Below are 20,401 nucleotides of genomic sequence, written 5' to 3'. Positions count from 1 at the left end.
GCCGCCGGCACGGGATTTCGGGGGCGGGAATACGCGAAATACTCCGCCGGTTGAGGTTTCCGCGGGAGGGAGCTGGGGGAGGACGGCTTTACACCCCGCGATCACGCTCTGCATGTGCCGCAGCACCATGCGGCACCTTGCCCTCCGCTTCGCAGAGCGGGCGTGGGTGTCCGGCACCGTCGCCGCCCGGCCGGGCAGCGCTGGGCACCCGCGAGAGACGTGATCGCCCCTTCCCTACGGCACACCCCCGTGCCACCGACCCACGACCCTGGACGAGGGGGCGCAGCATGGACGCTTTCACCGCAGGACTTCTGCAGCGCATAAGAGCGACCGAGTCCCACCTGTCGCGGGCTCGTGACGAGGGCGACGACTTCCTCGTAGAGGTGGAGCAGGCAGAGCTCGACGACCTGCGACGCCTCGCCGCCGAACACGGTGTGGAGGTCGGCGCGTCACGCGTCTGATCGGCCCGAAGCACGCGGAGGGACCCCGGCGAATCCAGCGCCGGGGTCCCTTCGCGCGCGAGGGCGGTCCGGTGCCGGCGGCCCTCCGCGGCCGGCCCCGGCGTCCCGGTCAGTCGTGCCACGCCCCGAAGTCCTCCAGCAGCCGCTGGAGGGGCTCGAAGACCCCCGGCGTCCCCGCCACGGTCAGGTCCCCCGAGGGGCGCTCCCCGGGCCGCCCACCGGTCAGCGCGCCCGCCTCCCGGGCGATGAGGTCCCCGGCCGCGACGTCCCACGGGTGCAGACCCCGCTCGTAGTACCCGTCGAGCCGGCCGCAGGCCACGTCGCACAGGTCGACGGCTGCCGAGCCCCCGCGCCGGATGTCCCGCAGCAGCGGGAGCAGCCGGGCGGCCACCTCGGCCTGGTGGGTGCGGACCTCGGTGACGTAGTTGAACCCGGTGGAGACCAGGGCCTGGTCCAGCGGGGGCGCGGGACGACAGGCGAGCGCCCGCTCGCCCTCCCACGCGCCGGTCGCCCACGCGCCACCGCCGCGCACGGCGTGGTAGGTCTCGCCGCGCATCGGAGCGGCGACCACGCCGACGACGGTCTCGCCGTCCTGTTCGGCCGCGACCGACACCGCCCAGGTCGGCAGTCCGTACAGGTAGTTGACGGTGCCGTCGAGCGGGTCGATCACCCAGCGGACGCCGCTCGTGCCCCCGACCGAGGCCCCCTCCTCGCCGAGGAAGCCGTCGTCCGGGCGTTGCCCGGAGATCAGGTCGGTGATCAGCTTCTCCGCCGCGATGTCCATCTCCGTGACGACGTCGACGGGACTGGACTTCGTCCGGGCCACGGCCAGGTCGGCGGGGCGGCCGTCGCGCAGCAGCTCGCCGGCGCGGCGGGCGGCCTCCCGGGCGAGGGCGAGCAGGTCCCGGTGGAGGGCGTCGGTCACGGCTCTCCTCACGCGTAGGGGCTGTCGGCGCCGGCGGCGGCCGGGCGGGGCGCACGGGCGGGGCAGCAGCCGACCGGGCAGAGGTGGTGGCTCGGGCCCAGGGCGCCCAGGGCGCACGGGGTGACCTCCTCGCCGCGCTCGACGGCGGCGCGCTCTGCGATCAGGTCGCGGACGGCGGCGGCGAACCGCGGGTCGGCGCCGACGGTGGCCGAGCGGCGCACCGGCAGGCCCAGCTCCTCGGCCTTGGCCTTCGCCTCGGTGTCGAGGTCGTAGAGGACCTCCATGTGGTCGGAGACGAAGCCGATGGGCGCCATGACCACGGCGGGGACGCCGGCCGCGTGCCGCTCCTCCAGGTGGTCGCAGATGTCCGGCTCCAGCCACGGGATGTGCGGGGCGCCGGAGCGGGACTGGTAGACGAGCCGCCAGGGGTGGTCCACGCCGGTGCGCTCGCGGACGGCGTCGGCGATCAGCCGGGCCACGTCCAGGTGCTGCCGGACGTAGGCCCCGCCCTCGCCGTGCGCCTCGGCCGGGCCGGAGGTGTCGGCGGCCGCGGTGGGGATGGAGTGGGTGGTGAAGGCGAGGTGGGCGCCCGCGCGGACGTCCTCGGGGAGGTCCTCCAGGGCGCGCAGGACGCCGTCGGTCATGGGCTCGACGAACCCGGGGTGATTGAAGTAGTGCCGCAGCTTGTCGATCCTGGGCGGCTCCAGGCCTTCGGCCTCCAGGGCGGCCAGCGCGTCGGCGAGGTTCTCCCGGTACTGGCGGCAGCCCGAGTAGGAGGCGTAGGCACTGGTGGCGAGGACGAGGATGCGGCGGCGGCCGTCGGCGGCCATCTCGCGCAGGGTGTCGGTCAGGTACGGCGCCCAGTTGCGGTTGCCCCAGTAGACCGGCAGGTCCAGGCCGTGTTCGGCGAAGTCCTCGCGCAGGGCGTCCAGCAGCGCCCGGTTCTGGTCGTTGATGGGGCTGACCCCGCCGAACAGGAAGTAGTGCTGCCCGACTTCCTTCAGGCGTTCCTTGGGGATGCCGCGCCCGCGCGTGACGTTCTCCAGGAACGGGACCACGCCGTCCGGGCCTTCGGGGCCGCCGAAGGAGAGCAGGAGCAGGGCGTCGTACGGGGTGGCATCGAGCGCGTCTGGCATGGGTCGATCCTGCCACCCGGCACCGACAGCGAGGAAACAGCGCGGCGGGGAGTCGGATCCGGCCGGGCCGGGGTGGTTTCCCGGTGCGTTCCGCCCGGTGCCGCCGGGGCGTTCCGGCTCGTAAGCTGTATCAGCCGCCATCGCGCCTTACCGAGCCGTCCCGGAGACCACGTGCCCAGCCCCTACAGAGCCCTCTTTGCCGAGCCCGGCACCAAGGCCTTCTCCGCCGCGGGCCTCATCGGCCGGATGCCGCTGTCGATGATGGGCATCGGCGTGGTCACGATGGTCTCCCAGCTCACCGGGCGGTACGGCCTCGCGGGCGCCCTGTCGGCCGCCATGGCGCTGTCGGCCGCCGCGGTGGGCCCGCAGATCTCCCGGCTGGTGGACCGGCACGGGCAGCGCCGCGTGCTGCGCCCGGCGACCCTGGTGGCGCTGGCCGCGACGGCCGGGCTGCTGCTCACCGCCCACCTGAGGGGGCCGGACTGGGTGCTGTTCGTCTGCGCGGCCGGGATCGGGACGGTGCCGAGCCTGGGGGCGATGGTCCGGTCCCGCTGGGCGGCGCTGTACCGGGGCACCCCCATGCTGCACACCGCCTACTCGTTCGAGTCGGTCGTGGACGAGGTCTGCTTCATCTTCGGGCCGATCGTCTCCATCGGCCTGTCCACGGCCTGGTTCCCGGAGGCGGGTCCCCTGCTGGCCGCCTGCTTCCTGGCGGCCGGCGTCCTCTGGCTGACCGCCCAGCGCGCCACCGAACCGGAACCGCACCCGCGCGAGCGCCACGGCGGCGGCAGCGCCCTGCGCGCGCGGGGGCTGCAGGTGCTGGTGGCGACCTTCGTGGCGACCGGCGCGATCTTCGGCGCCGTGGACGTGGTGACCGTCGCCTTCGCCGACGAGCGCGGCCACAAGAGCACCGCGAGCCTGGTCCTGGCGCTGTACGCGGCCGGATCCTGCGTGGCGGGCGTGGTCTTCGGGCTGCTGCGCTTCCGCGGTGCGCCGGAACGCCGCTGGCTGCTGGGCGTGGCGGGGATGGCCGTGAGTATGATCCCCCTCCTACTGGTCGGAAACCTGCCGCTTCTGGCCGTGGCGCTGTTCGTTGCGGGCCTGTCCATCGCACCGACGATGATCACGACGATGTCCCTCATCGAAGAGCACGTACCGCGCGCGCAGCTCACCGAGGGCATGACCTGGGTGAGCACCGGCCTCGCCGTCGGCATCGCGGTCGGCTCCTCCGTGGCCGGCTGGGTGATCGACGCGGCCGGGGCGCGGGCCGGGTACGGGGTTCCGGCCGTGTCCGGGGCCGTCGCGGTCGTGGTCGGTTTCCTCGGGTACCGCCGGCTGCGCAGGCCGGCCACGGGTCGGGGAGGCACCGTTGAGCAGCACAGCGAGCGGGAAGAACGGCACGTGGCGTAACTGGGGCGGGAACGTCTCCGCCCGGCCCGCCCGGCAGGTCGCGCCGGCCTCGGTGGAGGAGCTGGCCGCGGCGGTGCGCCGGGCGCGGGAGGACGGCCTGAAGGTGAAGGCGGTAGGGACCGGGCACTCCTTCACCTCGATCGCCGCCACCGACGGTGTGTTGATACGTCCTCACCTGCTGACCGGTATACGCACCATCGACCGGGCCGCCATGACGGTCACGGCGGAGGCGGGCACCCCACTCAAGCGACTGAACGCCGCTCTCGCGCGCGAGGGCCTCTCGCTCACCAACATGGGCGACATCATGGAGCAGACCGTCTCGGGGGCCACCAGCACCGGCACCCACGGCACGGGCCGCGCGTCGGCGTCCATCGCCGCGCAGATCAAGGGCCTGGAACTCGTCACGGCCGACGGCTCGGTGCTCACCTGTTCCGAGAAGGAGAACCCGGAGGTCTTCGCCGCGGCCCGCATCGGCCTCGGCGCGCTGGGCGTCGTCACCGCGATCACCTTCGCCGTGGAGCCCCTCTTCCTGCTCACCGCGCGCGAGGAGCCCATGCCCTTCGAGCGCGTCCTCGCCGAGTTCGACCAACTGTGGGCCGAGAACGAACACTTCGAGTTCTACTGGTTCCCGCACACCGGCAACACCAACACCAAGCGCAACAACCGCAGCGCCGGCCCCGAACAGCCGGTGGGGCGGCTGGCCGGGTGGTTCGAGGACGAGTTCCTCTCCAACGGCGTCTTCCAGGTGGCCCAGTGGGTCGGCCGCGCGGCCCCCGCGACCGTCCCTGCGATCGCGCGGGTCTCCAGCCGGGCCCTGTCCGCGCGCACGTACACGGACATCCCCTACAAGGTCTTCACCTCCCCGCGCCGGGTGCGCTTCGTGGAGATGGAGTACGCCGTCCCGCGCGCGGCCCTGGTGCCGGCGCTGCGTGAGCTGAAGGCCATGGTCGACCGCTCCGGGCTGCGGATCGGCTTCCCGGTCGAGGTGCGCACCGCGCCGGCCGACGACATCACCCTGTCCACCGCTTCCGGCCGGGACAGCGCCTACATCGCCGTGCACATGTTCCGGGGCGCGCCCTACCAGGCGTACTTCACCGCCGCCGAACGCATCTTCACCGCGCACGAGGGCCGCCCGCACTGGGGCAAGGTGCACACGCGGGACGCCGGGTACTTCTCCCGGGTGTACCCGCGCTTCGGCGAGTTCACCGCGCTGCGCGACCGCCTCGACCCCGACCAGCTGTTCCAGAACAACTACCTGCGCAGGGTGCTGGGGGCGTAGCCGGGCCGAAACCATCGGTTCCGCTTCCGGCGGGGAACGTGACGTTCGCCACGGGCATGATCAAGGAAAACCGGTTGCGGAGGGCCAAGTCGCATTCCTTGCCAGAAGTTGGGCGGCGCGCCGATCCACGCAGGTGGTCCGAATGGAGTACTGTTGCGAGCCCTGGGTCCGGTCTCCCACCTGGGTGTCCGGGGCCTTGCCAGGACCGCCGGGAGGGGGGCTAGTTGCACAGGGTGACGGAGTTGGTCACTTAGCGTTGCGAACAGGTAACCGTGCCATAACGGCGGTCCCGGGCCCGTGCCCGACACGCCGGGCAACTCGGCAAGGTTGTGGCAGGCTGCACCCGGGCAGGCCACACTCGACTAGCGGAAGCAGCGACGCACGTGACGTCGGCAGGCACCACCCGGGAGGTCCCCATGCCCGAACTGCGTGTCGTGGCCGTCTCCAATGACGGCACACGGCTGGTGCTCAAGGCTGCCGACTCCACGGAGTACACGCTACCGATCGACGAACGCCTGCGCGCCGCCGTGCGCGGTGACCGTCCCCGCCTCGGCCAGATCGAGATCGAGGTCGAGAGCCATCTGCGCCCGCGTGACATCCAGGCGCGGATACGCGCTGGGGCCACCGCGGAAGAGGTCGCCCAGCTCGCCGGCATCCCCGTCGACCGGGTCCGGCGCTTCGAGGGCCCGGTGCTCGCCGAGCGCGCCTTCATGGCCGAGCGGGCCCGCAAGACCCCCGTCCGCCGCCCCGGCGAGAACTCCGGCCCGCTGCTCGGCGAGGCCGTGCAGGAGCGGCTGTTGCTGCGCGGCGCCGAGAAGGACACCGTGCAGTGGGACTCCTGGCGCCGCGACGACGGCACCTGGGAGGTGCTCCTCGTCTACCGGGTCGCGGGCGAACCGCACTCGGCGAGCTGGACGTACGACCCGCCCCGGCGGCTCGTGCAGGCCGTCGACGGGGAGGCGCGCTCGCTGATCGGCGAGTCCGACGACCTCGCCGTGCCCGAGCCGAGCTTCCCGTTCGTCCCGCGCATCGCCCGGCTGCCGCGCGAGCGCTCGATGGACCGCGCGCTCGAACGGCTCGACCGCGATCGGCCCGGCCTGCCCGCGCAGGTCCCGGAGCCGGACGAGGAGAGCACGGGCGAGCGCGACTCACTGACCAGCCTGCTGGAGGCGGTCCCGAGCTTCCGGGGCGACCTGGTGGTCCCGGAACTCCCGGCGGAGCCCACGGAGGAACCCGACGACGAACCCGCCGCCGAGGAGCCGCCGGCACCCGCCGCGTCCGCCGGTTCCGCCTACGCGGACGTCCTCATGCCGCGTTCCGTCGGCAGCCACCGCGACCGGCTCGTCGGCGCCACCGACCGGCAGGCCGAGGCCGACGGCGTCCGCCCCGGCCGCCGCGCCGCCGTGCCGAGCTGGGACGAGATCGTCTTCGGCACCCGCCGCAAGAAGCAGGAGTAGGCCGCCCGCAGGGCCGTGGGAGGGGGCACGCGCGTGCCCCCTCTTCGGGTTGCCCGCCGCTGCCTGCTACTGCGGGTCCGCCCCCACCGCCACCGGCCGCGCCGGGTCCGAGGACCACTCCGACCACGAACCCGCGTACAGGGCCGCCTCGATGCCCGCCACCGCCAGGGCGAGGACCTCGTGGGCGCCGGAGACACCCGAGCCGCAGTACACGCCCACCTCGGTGTCCTCGGACACGCCCAGGGCCTTGAAGCGGTCCTTCAGCTCCGCCGCGGGCAGGAAGCGGCCGTCGGGGCCCACGTTCTCCGTCGTCGGCGCCGACACCGCGCCCGGGATGTGCCCGCCGACCCGGTCGATCGGCTCCACCTCGCCGCGGTAGCGCTCCCCCGCGCGCGCGTCCAGCAGCACACCCGTACGGGCCAGGGCCGCGGCCCCGTCCGCGTCCAGCAGCCCCGCGGCGGCCGGCACCGGGGTGAAGTCGCCCCCGGCCGGATCCGGCACCTCGGTGGACAGCTCGCCCCGCCAGGACGGCAACCCGCCGTCGAGCACCCGCACGTCCGGGTGACCCGTCCAGCGCAGCAGCCACCACGCGCGCGCGGCGGCCCAGCCCTGTCCGCCGTCGTACACGACGACCGGCCGCCGCGCCGACACGCCCGCACGGCGCATCGCGGCACCGAACTCCGCGAGGTCGGGCAGCGGATGCCGGCCCCGCGCGCCGGGCGCGGCGGCCAGCTCCCGGTCCAGGTCGACGAAGACCGCGCCGGGGATGTGGCCGGCCGCGTACTCGGCCCGGCCGTCGAAGGTCGGCGCGCCCGCCGCCTTCGCCAGGCTGAGCTGCCAGCGCACGTCCAGCAGCGTCGGCGGGGTCTCCCCGGCCAGCTCGTCCGCGAGATGGGATGCGGTGATGATGACTGTCATGGCGTCCATCCATACGCCAGGGGTGGCCGCGGCGTCCAGGTCCGGCTACTCTGCTCGGCCGGACAGGCTCGATCACCGGGTGTACTGGATCGAGCACGGGCTGTACAGCCGACGGACATCCGCCGGCCCTCGTCAGGAAGCGGCGAAAGACGGCAGAACGGGCATCCTCCCGGGGTGACGGCCGAGCGGAGCTGCGGCGCCGCCGGAGGATGCGGTACCGGCACGGGCATACGCGCCAGCGGCGCGGACACCCCTTCCGGGGAGCGGAAGCGACACGGCCACCGCGAGGGGCCGGGGAGAGAGTGATCGATGACCGAGGCACGGGATCCGGCCGGTCCGCACGCGCGGCGCGTGCCCGGCACGCCCTGCTGGGTGAGCCTGATGGCGCACGGGCTGGACGCCACCGAGGAGTTCTACGGTGAGCTGTTCGGCTGGGAGTTCCGGCCGGGCCCGCAGCAGCTGGGCCCGTACGTGCGGGCGCTGCTGGACGGGCGTGAGGTGGCGGGCATGGGACACCTGCCGCCCGACAGCCGGCTGCCGGTCGCCTGGACGCCGTACTTCGCCTCGGTCGACGTGGACCGGACCGCCGATACGGTACGGCTGCGCGGCGGCACGGTGGCCGTCGGGCCGCTGGACGCCGCCGAGGCCGGGCGGATGGCGATCGCCGCCGACCCCTCCGGGGCGGTGTTCGGGATCTGGCAGGGCTCCGCGTACTTCGGTACGGCGATCAGCGGGGTGCCCGGCACGCCTGTCTGGAACGAACTGGTCACCTACGACACGGAAGGCGTCGGGAAGTTCTACAAGAGCGTCTTCGGTTACGAGGAGGAGCCGGTGGCCTCCGCCGGCTTCGACTACCTGACCCTGCGCCTGGACGGCCGGCCGGTGGCCGGGCTGCACGGCGTGGGCCAGGCCCTCCCCCGGGACCGGGGGCCGTACTGGCAGACGTACTTCGAGGTCGCCGACATCGGCGCGACACTGCGGCAGGTGTCCGGGCTGGGCGGGCGGGTCCTCCGGCCGGCCCACGACAGCCCGCACGGGCGGGTGGCGACGGTGGCGGACCCGGAGGGCGCCGAGTTCTCGGTGGTCCAGGACCCGCGGTGAGCGAGCCGTGCGGGCCGGTGCCCGCACGGGAGGCCGTGGAAGGCCACGGAAGGCCACGCCGGTCGCCGGGAACCCACGGAAGTCACCAGGACACCAAGGGAGTCGCCGGGAGCCGCCGGGAGTCCTCAGGGGCGCCTCAGGGCGCCGGGACGGGCAGGACGTCCGGGGACAGGGCCGCCGCGCGGGCCGACGCGGCGGTCATCCGGCGCCGGTGGTGGCGGCGGCACAGCACCTCGTAGCCGACCTCGCCCGCGGACTGGTTGACGTCGCCGACGACCACCTGGGCGCCCTCGACCACCATCTCGCCGCCCACCGTGCGGGCGTTGTGCGTGGCCCGGGCGCCGCACCAGCACAGCGCCTCCACCTGGAGCACCTCGATCCGGTCGGCCAGCTCTACCAGCCGCTGCGAGCCGGGGAACAGCTTGGAACGGAAGTCGGTGGTGATGCCGAAGGCGAAGACGTCCAGGCCGAGGTCGTCCACCACGCGCGCGAGCTGGTCGATCTGCTCGGGCGCGAGGAACTGCGCCTCGTCCGCGATCACGTAGTCGGCCCGGCCGCCCTGGGAGAGGTGGTCCACGAGGTAGGCGTACAGGTCCTGGCCGTCCTCGACCTCCACCGCGTCGGTGACCAGGCCCAGCCGGGAGGAGAGCTTGCCCTCGCCCGCGCGGTCGTCCCGGGTGAAGATCATGCCCGCCAGTCCGCGCGCGGAACGGTTGTGCTCGATCTGCAGAGCCAGCGTCGACTTCCCGCAGTCCATCGTTCCGGAGAAGAACACCAGCTCGGGCATGAGGGGTTGGGCACCTTTCGGTGAGTCGTCGGGAGGGGCGGCCGGGAGTGCGGAGTGCTTCAGGAACGTACTTCGAGCAACGGGACCAGTTGCTCGGCAGGGGTCATCGAACCGTGGTTGCCGACCAGCGCCGACTCCTTGGGCTCCCGCTCGGAGGCGATGATCAGGACGTCGTCGTGCGCGGCGGCGATCACATCGCCGATCCGCGGGTACACGCGCTCGTCGCACTCGCCGGGCCGCCCGAACCAGCCGGCCGCGATCGCCTCGTCCCGCGAGGCCACCCAGAACTGCCCGCCGAGCACCTCGCGCCAGACGGTCAGGACGTCGTTCGCGGCGCCCGGCACCGCGTACACGTGCCGGGCCCGGCCCTCGCCGCCCAGCAGGGCCACGCCCGCGCGCAGCTCCCAGTCCTCGTCGAAGTCGATGCGGTGCTGCTCGTCGAACGGGATGTCGACCATCCCGTGGTCGGCGGTGACATAGAGGGCGCTGCGCGGGGGCAGCTGCTCCGCGAGGCGCTGGACGAGCCGGTCGACGTACATGAGCTGGCCGCGCCAGGTGTCGGAGGCGATGCCGTAGCGGTGCCCGGCGCCGTCCAGCTCGGAGTAGTACGTGTAGACCAGCGCGCGGTCCCCGGCGGCCAGTTGTGCGGCGGCCAGGTCCATGCGGTCCTCGCCGCTGAGCCGGCCGTGGAAGCTGCCGCCGCTGAGCGCGACCTTGGTGAGCGGGGTCTGCGCGAAGGCGGGCGAGGACACCTGGGCGGCGTGCACCCCGGCCTCGTGGGCCCGCTGGAAGACGGTGGGGTACGGCTGCCAGGCGCGCGGTTCCGTGTACGGCTGCCAGCGCAGCTGGTTCATCAGCGCGCCGGTGCCCGGGTCGCGCACGGTGTACCCGGGCAGGCCGTGCAGGCCGGGCGGCAGCCCGGTGCCGACGGAGGCGAGGGAGGTGGCGGTGGTCGCCGGGTAGCCGGCGGTGAGCGGGCGGCCGGTGCCGCCGCGCGAGCTGCCGAGCAGGGAGGTCAGGAAAGGGGCCTCGTCCGGGTGCGCCCTGAGCTGCTCCCAGCCGAGCCCGTCGATCAGGAAGACGCAGACCCGGTCGGCGGCGGTCAGTTCCGCGATCGTGGCGGTCATGCCGGGCACGCCCATGCCGGCGGCCAGGGTGGGCAGCAGGTCGGCCAGCGAGCCGGTGCCGTACTCGGGCAGCGGAGCGGTGTCCAGGGCGAGGGGCTCCGGGTGGTCCCAGGCGGAGAGCTGGGACATCAGCGCGCGAGGTCCGCGGTCGCCTCCGAGATGGCCTGCGCGAAGACGAGCGCCTGGCGCACCGTCTCCGGACCGTCCCCGGCCTCGCTGACCCGCAGGCTGAGGTCGTCCGCCGTGGAGCTGCCGGTGTAGCCGTGGTCGGCGTCGCAGTTGGGGTCGCCGCAGGCGGCGGGCTCCAGGTCGATGCGGCTGACCGCGCCCCAGCCGATGGTCAGCACGACCTCGCGCGGCAGCGTGCCCGGCGTGTACTGCTCCGGGTTGGCGACCACCCGGCTCACCACGACCGAGGAGATCCGGTCGAGTTTCACGGACTCGGTGGAGGTGGTGGCGTACGGCGTCGGGGAGGTGCTGTCGGCGGCCTGCTCGTCGGTGTGGCTGACGATGAAGCGGTTGCCGGTGAGGACCAGCACGGTCACGTGCCGGCGGACCTCGTTCTGGTCGAACGTCGTCTCCTGGTGGACCAGGTACGACCGGACGGGTTCGCCGCCCACCGCGGCCTCCACCGCCTCGGCCACGAGGGCCGGGTAGTAGCCGCTGCGCTCGATCGCCGCGCGCAGCCCCTGGGTCGTCGTACTGGTCTTGGCCATGGCGTCCATCCTAATCCGTGGGCAGGGGCGGTCCGGGCCAGTCGCGCGGACCGGGAAGAGCCTGCGCCCCCGCGCGCGGGTCTCTCGACCAGCGCCCCGGCCGGATGACCAACCCCTCGGCGGCGACCAGGCAGGAGACGGCCTCCCGGCCGCCGGCGTCCGCCTCGAACGCGACGACCAGGGGCGCGGCCTCCCCCAGGACCCGCGCGAGACGCGCCGTCTCCGCGGGTGCGGGCGGACGGAAGACGGGGTCCCGGAAGGCCGGCGGGCAGGAGACGAACAGCGGATCGGTGAAGATCACTTCGAGACCGTGGTGGTAGGTCACGTCGTACCCGGCGGCCAGGCGCAGCCGCCCCGCGTCGCAGGCGGTGATCTCCCAGTCCCACCAACTGCCCTCGGGCAGCTTCCGGCCGGCGATCTCCATGCGCTCCCCCTCCCCCGGCCCGCTCAGTAGGCCGGCAGGGTCCGCGGGCCCAGGTCGTCGCGGGCGGGCGGGGGCGCGAGCCGTACGGTGGCACCGAGGACGCTGACGCCGTGCGGGGCGACGACGACCGGTTCCAGGGTGACCGCCACCACCTCCGGGTGGTCGTCGACCAGCCGGGACACCCGCAGCAGCAGTTCCTCCAGCGCCGGGGTGTCCACCGGGGTGGAGCCGCGCCAGCCGAACAGCAGGGGGGCCGTCCGGATCGAGCGCACCAGCGAGGCCGCCTCCCGGTCGGTGACCGGGACCAGCCGGTGGGCCATGTCGCCGAGCAGCTGGGAGGCGGCACCGGCCAGGCCGAAGGACAGCACGGCGCCGGCCGCCGGGTCGATCACCGCGCGGACGACCGTGTCGACCCCGCGCGGTGCCATGCCCTGCACCACCGGACGCAGCTCCTCCGGTTTCCCGAACAGGTCGGTCAACTCGGTGTAGGCGCGGAGCAGTTGGTCCTCGTCGGCGAGGTCCAGGCGGACTCCGCCCAGGTCGGCGCGGTGCCTGAGGTGCGGGGCGGTGGCCTTGAGGGCGACCGGGTAGCCGAGCGCGCGGGCGGCCTCGACGGCGGCCCCGGGGGTGAGCGCGGGCAGGGCGCGGCGCACGGGCACGCCGTACCTGCCGAGCAGTTCGCACGTCTCCGCGTCGGGGATGGTGAGCCCTTCCCCGCGCGTGAGCAGCTCGCCGATCAGCCGGGCGGCCCCCTTCTCGTCGATGTCGTCGTACTCGGGCACCTTGCCGGGGTCGGCCGCCTCCCGCCGCCACCCGGCGTACTTCACGGCCTCGGCGAGGGCCCGTACGGCGCGTTCGGCGGCCGGGTAGGCGGGGATGAGGTGGGTGCCTTCGGGAGGGGCTGTGAGGGCGGCGGGGGTTGCCTGTGCGGCCCGTTCCGCGAGGCCGGGTGCCCTGTCCCCGGCGCCCGGCGCGGTGCTCGCCGCGGCGGACAGGGCCTCGGCCAGCCCGCCGAGCTCCACGTGCACCACCAGCACCGGCTTCCCCGGCACGGCGGCCGCGGCCGAGCGCAGCGCCTCCGCCAGCTCGGCGTCCCCCGGCGAGGCCTCCCCGATCGCGGGGATCGCCGTGACGACGACGGCGTCGTTCGTGCCGTCGGCCAGCGCCGCGGCGAGCGCCCGGTGGAAGTCCTGCGCGCTCGCCCCGGTCGTCAGGTCCACGGGCCGGGCGGGCCGCAGCCCCTCGGCCAGACACCGGTCGTACGTCAGGACGCCCAGCGACTCGGAGTTGCCGAGGATGGCCACGCGGGGGCCCGCGGGCAGCGGCTGGCGCGCGAGCAGCAGCCCGGCGTCGACCAGCTCGGTGATCGTGTCGACCCGGATCACGCCGGCCTGCCGCAGCAGCGCGGAGACGGTCGCGTACGGCAGCCGCGTGGCCCGCACCGCGTGGCCCTGCGGTGCCGTACCGGTCCCCTGGACCACCACCAGGGGCTTGGCGGCCGCCGTCCGCCGGGCGAGGCGGTTGAACTTGCGGGGGTTGCCGATGGATTCCAGGTACATGAGGACGACGTCGGTCTCCGGGTCGTCGTACCAGTACTGCAGGACGTCGTTGCCGGAGACGTCGGCGCGGTTGCCCGCGGAGACGAAGGTGGAGACGCCGGTGACGCCGGTGACGCCTCCGCCGCGCCGGTGCAGCCGGGACAGCAGGGCGATGCCGATGGCGCCGGACTGGGCGAACATCCCGATGCGGCCGGGGCGGGGCATCTCGGGGGCCAGCGAGGCGTTCAGCCGGACGTCCGGGGCGGTGTTGATGATCCCGAAGGCGTTGGGGCCGATGATGCGCATGCCGTACGCGCGCGCGGCGCGGACGAGGGCCCGCTGCCGTTCGCGCCCCTCGGGGCCGCTCTCGGCGTACCCGGCGGACAGCACGACCAGCCCCTGCACCCCGTGTTCGCCGCACTCGGCGACCACGGCGGGCACCTGCTCGGCCGGTACGGCGACGACGGCGAGGTCCACCGGCCCGCCGATGTCCCGCACCGAGCGGTGCGCGGGCACCCCGTCGACCTCCCCGAGATCCTCCGGGAAGACCGTGTTCACGGCGTACAGAGCGCCGGCGTAGCCCGCGTCCCGGATGTTGCCGAGGACGCTGCGGCCCACTCCGCCGGGGGCGCGGCCGACGCCGACGACCGCGACGGAGCCGGGTGCGAGGAGCCGTCGTACCGAGCGGGCCTCGGCGCGCTGCTCCCGCGCGCGCTGCACGGCGAGGGACCGGTCGGTGGGTTCGAGGTCGAACTCCAGGCGGACGACCCCGTCCTCGAAGCTGCGCTTCTGCGTGTAGCCGGCGTCCGTGAACACTTTGATCATCTTGGTGTTGGCGGGCAGCACCTCGGCGGCGAAGCGGCGGATGCCCCGCTCGCGTGCGACGGCCGCGATGTGTTCCAGCAGGGCGGACGCCACCCCGCGGCCCTGGTGGGCGTCCTGCACCAGGAAGGCGACCTCGGCCTCGTCGGCGGGCGCGGAGGCGGGCATGCCGTCGGCGCCGATGCGGTCGTAGCGTACGGTGGCGATGAACTCGCCGCCGATGGTGGCCGCGAGTCCCACCCGGTCCACGAAGTCGTGGTGCGTGAAGCGGTGGACGTCCTTGGCGGAGAGTCGTGGGTACGGCGCGAAGAAGCGGTAGTACTTCGACTCGTCCGAGACCTGCTCGTAGAAACTGACCAGGCGGTCGGCGTCATCAACGGTGATGGGCCGGATGCGTGCGGTGCCCCCGTCACGCAGCACCACGTCCGCCTCCCAGTGGGCGGGGTACTGGTGCCGGTCCTGCCGGTCCGCCGAGGTCTGCATGGGCCCCAGAGTACGGCTCGCGTACGACAGTGGCGCGAGGCAGTCTGTGGAGGACGGGAAGCCGGACCGAGGCCGCGGTCCGGCGCCACGGCGGAGGGGGACGCACGTCCCCCTCCGGGCACGCTTCACGATATGGGAAACTGGTCTAGACAACCCTGAACACCGAAGGGCAGCAACACATGGCTGAGCGCCGCGTCAACGTCGGCTGGGCCGAGGGCCTCCACGCCCGCCCCGCCTCCATCTTCGTCCGAGCCGCCACGGCCACAGGCGTCCCGGTGACGATCGCCAAGGCCGGGGGCAACCCCGTCAACGCGGCCTCCATGCTCGCCGTCCTGGGCCTCGGTGCCCAGGGCGGCGAGGAGATCGTCCTCGCCTCCGACGCCGAGGGTGCGGACGCCGCACTCGACCGGCTGGCCAAGCTGGTCTCCGAGGGCCTGGAGGAGCTGCCCGAGACCGTCTGAGCGAGCACCGCGCATGACACCGGAGCCGCGTTCGCCTTCCGGGGCGGCGCGGCTCCGCCGTACCCGCGCCCTCCGCCGCCCCGCCGCGACCGTCGATTCACCGGACGCCCGGGAAACCGCGTGACGCCCCTCCCGGAAACCGCGTGACCACACTTCCGGAAACCGCATGACGACTCTCCGGGAAACCGCGTGAATTACCGCACCCGGATTTCGGGCAGCAGAAAAGACGCTCGCCCGGGAATTGCTCCCCTTTGTATACGGCGCCCGTGTTAATGCCGCTGGCCCGACATGTTGACGGCACGTTGCGAAGTCCTCACACGCTCCGCGGCACCGGAAAAACGCAGCCGGTGCGCACCCGCGGCGCGTTCGGCGTGCAGGGTGGTCAGCGCCCGCGCGCGCTCGGCGTCCCCGCGCGCCACCGCGTCCACGATGGCGCCGTGCTCCGCCCAGGACTGCACCGGGCCGGCCGGCGCCTCCACCGTGTACATCCAGGCGATCTTGTGCCGCAACTGGGTGAGCATCGAGGTCAGCGAGGGGCTGCCGGAGGCCTGGGCGAGGGTCTCGTGGAACCAGCCGTCCAGTGAGCGCAGGTCCTCGCCGCCGTCCCGCCGGGCCCGCTCCTGGCCCATCCGGACCAGGCCGCGCAGTACCTTCAGATGGGCCTCCGTGCGCCGCTGGGCGGCCCGGGCGGCGCCCAGCGGCTCCAGCAGCACCCGCATCTCCAGCAGGTCGGCGGCGTCCTGCTCGGTCGGTTCGGCCACGCACGCGCCCGCGTGCCGGCGCGTCACCACGAAGCCCTCGGCCTCCAGGGTGCGCAGGGCCTCGCGCACGGGGACGCGCGAGACGCCGTAGCGACGGGCCAGGACTTCCTCGGTGAGACGGCTGCCGCGTTCGTAGACACCCGCGACGATGTCGTCCCGGACAGCGGTGCACACCGAGTGCGCCGGAATACGCATGACCGACCTCCGCCTTAATCCCCGTGAAACGCCGACGATGGACGTGTGTCCGGTGACTCTATTGCAATGAGCCGGAATTTCCGACGGCGGGCCCTCGATAATGGATATTTTTTGGTCAGCGGATCCGGCGGATGCCCCGAAAACGGCGAAAGCCCCGACTCGGTGAGCCGGGGCCTCGGGCGGTCGTGCGCGGGCGTCAGATGTGCACGCCGTGGTTGCGGAGGTAGGCGACCGGGTCGACGTCCGAGCCGTACTCGGGGCCGGTCCGCGCCTCGAAGTGCAGGTGCGGTCCGGTGACGTTGCCGGTGGCGCCGGACAGGCCGATCTGCTGGCCCGGGACCACCTTCTGGCCCACCGTGACCCCGATGGACGACAGGTGCCCGTACTGGGTGTACATGCCGTCCGCCATGCGGATCACGATCTGGTTGCCGTACGCGCCGCCCCAGCCGGTGGAGACGACCGTGCCGGAGCCCACCGCGTGCACGGCGGTGCCGCTGGCCGCGTGGAAGTCGATACCGGTGTGCGAGCCGGAGGACCACAGGGAGCTGCTGGCCTGGTAGCCCGTGGAGACGTACGAGTGCACGATGGGGGCCACGAAGCTGTTCAGCAGCTTGCGCTCCGCCTCGCGGGCGGCACGCGCCTTGGCCGCGCGCACCTCCTCGGCCCGCTTCGCGGCGGCCTTCGCCGCGGCCTCCTGGGCCGCCTTCAGCTCGGCGGCCTGCTGCTGGGCGGTGGCCTGCGCGTCGATCTGCTCGGGGACGTCCTCGGTCACGGCCACGACGGGGACGAGGCCGGTCTGCTCCGAGGGGTTCTCGGCGGCGAGCGCCGGAGAGGCGGCGAGGGTGCCGATCACGCCGGTGGTGGTGAGGGCCGCGACGCCGGCCGCCTGGGCGGTGGTCCGCTTGACCCGGCCGGGCTTGCGGTGCTTCCCGGTGGCGCACATGAACGCCATGAAGTGGCTGGTCCTTTCCTTCCCTCTCGCCTACCGGGTTAGCTGACGGGTTCGGAGCAGGAAGGTCTCCTACGAGCCCCCTCGCGGTCGCGCGGGCGCCCGATTCACCCCAGGGACGTGGGTCCCCGGCTCCCCTGGCTCGCGCCGTACGGGGACTCGGCGATGACTGTCCGGTGCCGCGGGTGCGGCGCACTGCCTGACGAACAGCCCGGACGACGCTACGGCGGCACGCTTTCAATCCTCAAACGCAGCCGGGTTTTTGTAGCGCATCCCACAGGGCAGACAGGCAACCTCCGCCCCAAAACGGGCATCTGAGGGGTCGAGTGGAACAGCGGGGCCCTGACGACCCGTAGGTCGCCAGGGCCCTCGCGCGCGTGCCGTTACTCGGCCGCCACCACGGTCACTTCACCGATGCCCAGCGCCTCCACCGGCGCCTTGATCCGCGCCGCGTCACCGACGAGGACGGTCACCAGGCGGTCCACCGGGAAGGCGTTCACGACGGCCGCGGTGGCCTCCACCGTGCCCGTGGCGGCCAGCTGCCGGTACAGCGTGGCCTGGAAGTCGTCGGGCAGGTGCTGCTCGACCTGGTCGGCCAGCGTGCTCGCGACGGCCGCCGCGGTCTCGTACTTCAGCGGCGCCACACCGACGAGGTTCTGCACGGCGACGTCCCGTTCGGCGTCGGTCAGGCCCTCCTCCGCGAGGGTCCGCAGCACCTTCCACAGGTCCTCCAGGGCCGGGCCGGTGTTCGGCGTGTCCACGGAGCCGCTGATGGCGAGCATCGACGCGCCCGTGCCGTCCGGCGCGGACCTGAGGACCTGGCCGAAGGAGCGCACGCCGTAGGTGTAGCCCTTCTCCTCGCGCAGCACGCGGTCCAGGCGCGAGGTGAGGGTCCCGCCGAGGCAGTACGTGCCGAGCACCTGGGCGGGCCACACCCGGTCGTGCCGGTCGGGGCCGATGCGGCCGATGAGCAGCTGCGTCTGGACGGCGCCGGGCCGGTCCACGATGACCACGCGTCCGGTGTCGTCCGCGGTCACCGGGGGCACCGGCCGGGGCTCGCCCGGGGTGCCGGTCCAGGCGCCCAGGGTGTCGTCGAGCAGCGCGTCCAGGTCGGTGCCGGTCAGGTCGCCGACGACGACCACGGTGGCCGTGGCGGGCCGCACGTGGCGGTCGTAGAAGGCGCGTACGGCCCCGGCGTCGATCTTCTCGACCGTCTCCTCGGTGCCCTGGCGCGGCCGGGACATGCGCGAGGTCGCCGGGAACAGCTCCTTGGAGAGTTCCTTGGCGGCCCGGCGGGAGGGGTTGGCCAGCTCGTGCGGGATCTCGTCCAGGCGGTTGCGGACGAGGCGCTCGACCTCGCTCTCGGCGAAGGCGGGCGCGCGCAGGGCGTCGGAGAGCAGCCCGAGGCCCTTGGCCAGCCGCGAGGCGGGGACCTCCAGGCTGAGCCGGACGCCGGGGTGGTCGGCGTGCGCGTCCAGGGTGGCGCCCGCGCGCTCCAGTTCGGCGGCGAACTCCTCGGCGGAGTGCTTGTCGGTGCCCTCGGAGAAGGCCCGCGCCATGATCGTGGCCACGCCGTCCAGGCCGGCCGGCTCGGCGTCCAGCGGCGCGTCCAGCAGCACCTCCACGGCGACGACCTGCTGGCCGGGGCGGTGGCAGCGCAGCACGGTCAGGCCGTTGCCGAGGGTGCCGCGCTCCGGGGCCGGGAACGCCCAGGGCCGCGCCTCGCCGGGCTGCGGCTGGGGGTGGAAGTCCATGGTGGCGAGCTCGGTCACTTGGCCGTCTCCTCGGTCTCGGTCTCGTTGCGGCCCGCCTCTACGGTGGCTTCCTGCTCCGGGTCCTCGGGGACGCCGGCGTCCTCGACGGTCTGCGGGGACTTCGGCTCGTAGACGAGGACCGCGCGGTTGTCGGGCCGCAGGCGGGCTGCCGCGACCTCCTGGACCTCCTCCGGGGTCACCTCCAGGACCCGCTGGACGGCGGTCAGGGCCAGCTGCGGGTCGCCGAACAGGACCGCGAACCGGCACAGTTCGTCTGCGCGGCCGGCGACCGTGCCGAGCCGGTCCAGCCATTCGCGCTCCAGCTGGGCCTGGGCCCGCTCCATCTCCTCGGGCGTGGGGCCCTCCGCGGCGAACCGGGCGAGTTCCTCGTCGATGGCGGTCTCGATGACCGGCACCTCGACGTCACCGGAGGTCTTCACGTCCAGCCAGCCCATGGAGGGCGCGTCGGCCAGGCGCAGCAGGCCGAAGCCGGCCGCGACCGCCGTGCGGTCCCGGCGCACCAGCCGGTTGTACAGGCGGGAGGACTCGCCGCCGCCGAGGACGGTCAGGGCGAGGTCGGCCGCGTCGCACGCGCGCGTGCCGTCGTGCGGGAGCCGGTAGGCGGCCATCAGCGCGCGCGCCGGGACCTCCTCCACGACGACCTCGCGCTTCTGCTCGCCGATGACGTCCGGCAGGGAACCGTCGCGGGGCGCGGGCTTGCCGTCGTGGGACGTGATGGAGCCGAAGTACTTCTCGACCCAGGCGAGGGTCTGCTCGGAGTCGATGTCACCGACCACGGAGAGCACCGCGTTGTTCGGCGCGTAGTAGGTGCGGAAGAACTGGCGGGCGTCCTCCAGGGTGGCCGCGTCCAGGTCCGCCATCGAACCGATCGGCGTGTGGTGGTAGGGGTGGCCCTCCGGGTAGGAGAGCGCGGTCAGCTTCTCGAAGGCGGTGCCGTACGGCACGTTGTCGTAGCGCTGGCGGCGCTCGTTCTTGACGACGTCCCGCTGGTTCTCCATGGACTCCTCGTCCAGGGCGGCCAGCAGCGAGCCCATGCGGTCGGCCTCCAGCCAGAGCGCCAGCTCCAGCTGGTGGGCGGGCATCGTCTCGAAGTAGTTCGTGCGCTCGAAACTGGTCGTCCCGTTGAGCGAGCCGCCGGCGCCCTGCACCAGCTCGAAGTGGCCGTTGCCCTTGACCTGCGCGGAACCCTGGAACATCAGGTGCTCGAAGAGGTGCGCCAGGCCCGTACGGCCCTTGACCTCGTGGCGCGAGCCGACGTCGTACCAGAGGCAGACCGCCGCCACCGGGGTCAGGTGGTCCTCGGAGAGCACCACGCGCAGACCGTTGGCCAGGCGGTGCTCGGTCGCTGTCAGGCCCCCGGAGCCTGCCTCGGCTGTGGTCGTGTGACCCATGGGCATGTACGTCCCTTCGCGAGCGGAGGCGGTTGATGGAAACCGCGGTTTTCCTGCCGTTCCTGCCACTGTATGCAAAGCGTGCGGGGCCTCGGCGAAGTTCCCGCGCGACGTACGCCCACAGCGGATCGCGTAGCCTGCGTCGGACTCCGCCCCGCCGGTCCGGGCGAGCCCGACCGGAGCGGGCGGTGGCACGGGCTGTCAGTGCCTGGGTCCACAATGGTCCGCGTCAGATCCGTCAAACGCTTCAGCAGCACGAGCGCCCCGTAGGCGAGCGACCAGATC

General features: G+C 73.6%; 18 protein-coding genes and 1 riboswitch. Of the genes, 6 read left to right on the top strand and 12 right to left on the bottom strand.

Annotation, left to right across the window (positions count from 1 at the left end; all coding sequences use genetic code 11):
- The first annotated feature begins 287 nt into the window (after positions 1–287).
- Complete coding sequence (locus tag IE312_RS21350) at positions 288–461, top strand: hypothetical protein (RefSeq protein ID WP_189983956.1); 174 nt, start codon at positions 288–290, stop codon at positions 459–461.
- Between the two features lie 109 nt (positions 462–570).
- Here IE312_RS21350 and IE312_RS21345 read toward each other — a convergent pair whose 3' ends face one another.
- On the bottom strand, positions 571–1,386 hold the full coding sequence (locus IE312_RS21345) for an inositol monophosphatase family protein (protein WP_189983955.1): 816 nt from the start codon (positions 1,384–1,386) through the stop codon (positions 571–573).
- 8 nt (positions 1,387–1,394) lie between these two features.
- Positions 1,395–2,522, bottom strand: a complete 1,128-nt coding sequence (locus tag IE312_RS21340) for a ferrochelatase (RefSeq protein ID WP_189983954.1) — start codon at positions 2,520–2,522, stop codon at positions 1,395–1,397.
- Between the two features lie 171 nt (positions 2,523–2,693).
- Here IE312_RS21340 and IE312_RS21335 point away from each other — a divergent pair, with 171 nt between their 5' ends.
- The 3 genes from IE312_RS21335 (at position 2,694) to sepH (ending at position 6,668) form a co-directional block, all read left to right on the top strand.
- Positions 2,694–3,932 carry an MFS transporter gene (locus tag IE312_RS21335; protein WP_189983953.1) on the top strand — a complete coding sequence of 413 codons (1,239 nt, stop codon included), beginning with the start codon at positions 2,694–2,696 and terminating at the stop codon, positions 3,930–3,932.
- Positions 3,892–5,211, top strand: a complete 1,320-nt coding sequence (locus tag IE312_RS21330) for a D-arabinono-1,4-lactone oxidase (protein WP_189983952.1) — start codon at positions 3,892–3,894, stop codon at positions 5,209–5,211. Before IE312_RS21335 ends, IE312_RS21330 begins: the two co-directional genes overlap by 41 nt.
- Positions 5,212–5,627: 416 nt before the next feature.
- A complete protein-coding gene (gene sepH / locus IE312_RS21325) occupies positions 5,628–6,668 on the top strand; it encodes a septation protein SepH (RefSeq protein WP_189983951.1) in 1,041 nt (346 codons plus the stop codon).
- A 66-nt stretch (positions 6,669–6,734) separates the two neighbouring features.
- Here sepH and IE312_RS21320 read toward each other — a convergent pair whose 3' ends face one another.
- Positions 6,735–7,586, bottom strand: a complete 852-nt coding sequence (locus IE312_RS21320) for a sulfurtransferase (RefSeq protein WP_189983950.1) — start codon at positions 7,584–7,586, stop codon at positions 6,735–6,737.
- Between the two features lie 309 nt (positions 7,587–7,895).
- Between IE312_RS21320 and IE312_RS21315 the strand changes: the two genes are divergently transcribed.
- On the top strand, positions 7,896–8,687 hold the full coding sequence (locus IE312_RS21315) for a VOC family protein (RefSeq protein ID WP_189983949.1): 792 nt from the start codon (positions 7,896–7,898) through the stop codon (positions 8,685–8,687).
- Between the two features lie 136 nt (positions 8,688–8,823).
- Here the strand turns inward: IE312_RS21315 and IE312_RS21310 are convergent, their stop codons facing one another.
- The 5 genes from IE312_RS21310 to IE312_RS21290 are packed head-to-tail and all read right to left on the bottom strand — an operon-like array spanning position 8,824 to position 14,584.
- Positions 8,824–9,474, bottom strand: a complete 651-nt coding sequence (locus IE312_RS21310) for a thymidine kinase (protein ID WP_030342964.1) — start codon at positions 9,472–9,474, stop codon at positions 8,824–8,826.
- Positions 9,475–9,533: 59 nt separating this feature from the next.
- Positions 9,534–10,730, bottom strand: a complete 1,197-nt coding sequence (locus IE312_RS21305; protein WP_189983948.1) for an alkaline phosphatase family protein — start codon at positions 10,728–10,730, stop codon at positions 9,534–9,536.
- Entirely contained in the window at positions 10,730–11,326 is a 597-nt protein-coding gene (locus tag IE312_RS21300) for a DUF5998 family protein (protein ID WP_189983947.1), read from the bottom strand. The genes IE312_RS21305 and IE312_RS21300 overlap by 1 nt, the downstream gene beginning before the upstream one ends.
- Before the next feature lies 1 nt (position 11,327).
- The gene (locus IE312_RS21295; protein ID WP_189983946.1) at positions 11,328–11,741 is read right to left on the bottom strand and encodes a hypothetical protein; all 414 of its coding nucleotides are present in this window, start codon (positions 11,739–11,741) and stop codon (positions 11,328–11,330) included.
- 23 nt (positions 11,742–11,764) lie between these two features.
- Positions 11,765–14,584: a bifunctional acetate--CoA ligase family protein/GNAT family N-acetyltransferase gene (locus IE312_RS21290; protein ID WP_189983945.1), complete on the bottom strand. Its 2,820-nt coding sequence runs from the start codon at positions 14,582–14,584 to the stop codon at positions 11,765–11,767.
- 179 nt (positions 14,585–14,763) lie between these two features.
- Here IE312_RS21290 and IE312_RS21285 point away from each other — a divergent pair, with 179 nt between their 5' ends.
- Positions 14,764–15,045 (top strand): HPr family phosphocarrier protein, encoded by a 282-nt coding sequence (locus IE312_RS21285; RefSeq protein ID WP_030342958.1) that lies wholly within the window; start codon positions 14,764–14,766, stop codon positions 15,043–15,045.
- A gap of 269 nt (positions 15,046–15,314) precedes the next feature.
- On the opposite strand, the gene IE312_RS21280 is transcribed toward IE312_RS21285, so the two are convergent.
- The 4 genes from IE312_RS21280 to IE312_RS21265 all read right to left on the bottom strand — a co-directional run bounded on the left by IE312_RS21280 (position 15,315) and on the right by IE312_RS21265 (position 20,122).
- On the bottom strand, positions 15,315–16,001 hold the full coding sequence (locus IE312_RS21280) for a GntR family transcriptional regulator (RefSeq protein ID WP_189983944.1): 687 nt from the start codon (positions 15,999–16,001) through the stop codon (positions 15,315–15,317).
- 196 nt (positions 16,002–16,197) lie between these two features.
- Positions 16,198–16,953, bottom strand: coding sequence for a M23 family metallopeptidase (locus tag IE312_RS21275; RefSeq protein ID WP_189983943.1), 756 nt, complete (start codon positions 16,951–16,953; stop codon positions 16,198–16,200).
- A 12-nt stretch (positions 16,954–16,965) separates the two neighbouring features.
- Positions 16,966–17,125: riboswitch (cyclic di-AMP (ydaO/yuaA leader) on the bottom strand.
- Positions 17,126–17,333: 208 nt separating this feature from the next.
- Positions 17,334–18,722: a M16 family metallopeptidase gene (locus IE312_RS21270; protein ID WP_189983942.1), complete on the bottom strand. Its 1,389-nt coding sequence runs from the start codon at positions 18,720–18,722 to the stop codon at positions 17,334–17,336.
- Complete coding sequence (locus IE312_RS21265) at positions 18,719–20,122, bottom strand: M16 family metallopeptidase (protein WP_189983941.1); 1,404 nt, start codon at positions 20,120–20,122, stop codon at positions 18,719–18,721. The genes IE312_RS21270 and IE312_RS21265 overlap by 4 nt, the downstream gene beginning before the upstream one ends.
- Positions 20,123–20,401 lie beyond the last annotated feature (279 nt).

Source organism: Streptomyces capoamus, from assembly GCF_014654935.1.
In the GTDB taxonomy this organism is placed as follows: Bacteria; Actinomycetota; Actinomycetes; order Streptomycetales; family Streptomycetaceae; genus Streptomyces; species Streptomyces capoamus.
This window is presented reverse-complemented; position numbering and strand designations above follow the sequence as displayed.

Bases quoted from the DNA above. Each gene is read 5' to 3' on its own strand.
- IE312_RS21350 (WP_189983956.1), top strand. From the start codon at position 288: ATGGACGCTTTCACCGCAGGACTTCTGCAGCGCATAAGAGCGACCGAG.
- IE312_RS21340 (WP_189983954.1), bottom strand. From the start codon at position 2,522: ATGCCAGACGCGCTCGATGCCACCCCGTACGACGCCCTGCTCCTGCTC.
- sepH (WP_189983951.1), top strand. From the start codon at position 5,628: ATGCCCGAACTGCGTGTCGTGGCCGTCTCCAATGACGGCACACGGCTG.
- IE312_RS21320 (WP_189983950.1), bottom strand. From the start codon at position 7,586: ATGACAGTCATCATCACCGCATCCCATCTCGCGGACGAGCTGGCCGGG.
- IE312_RS21315 (WP_189983949.1), top strand. From the start codon at position 7,896: ATGACCGAGGCACGGGATCCGGCCGGTCCGCACGCGCGGCGCGTGCCC.
- IE312_RS21310 (WP_030342964.1), bottom strand. From the start codon at position 9,474: ATGCCCGAGCTGGTGTTCTTCTCCGGAACGATGGACTGCGGGAAGTCG.
- IE312_RS21305 (WP_189983948.1), bottom strand. From the start codon at position 10,730: ATGTCCCAGCTCTCCGCCTGGGACCACCCGGAGCCCCTCGCCCTGGAC.
- IE312_RS21300 (WP_189983947.1), bottom strand. From the start codon at position 11,326: ATGGACGCCATGGCCAAGACCAGTACGACGACCCAGGGGCTGCGCGCG.
- IE312_RS21295 (WP_189983946.1), bottom strand. From the start codon at position 11,741: ATGGAGATCGCCGGCCGGAAGCTGCCCGAGGGCAGTTGGTGGGACTGG.
- IE312_RS21290 (WP_189983945.1), bottom strand. From the start codon at position 14,584: ATGCAGACCTCGGCGGACCGGCAGGACCGGCACCAGTACCCCGCCCAC.
- IE312_RS21285 (WP_030342958.1), top strand. From the start codon at position 14,764: ATGGCTGAGCGCCGCGTCAACGTCGGCTGGGCCGAGGGCCTCCACGCC.
- IE312_RS21280 (WP_189983944.1), bottom strand. From the start codon at position 16,001: ATGCGTATTCCGGCGCACTCGGTGTGCACCGCTGTCCGGGACGACATC.
- IE312_RS21275 (WP_189983943.1), bottom strand. From the start codon at position 16,953: ATGGCGTTCATGTGCGCCACCGGGAAGCACCGCAAGCCCGGCCGGGTC.
- IE312_RS21265 (WP_189983941.1), bottom strand. From the start codon at position 20,122: ATGCCCATGGGTCACACGACCACAGCCGAGGCAGGCTCCGGGGGCCTG.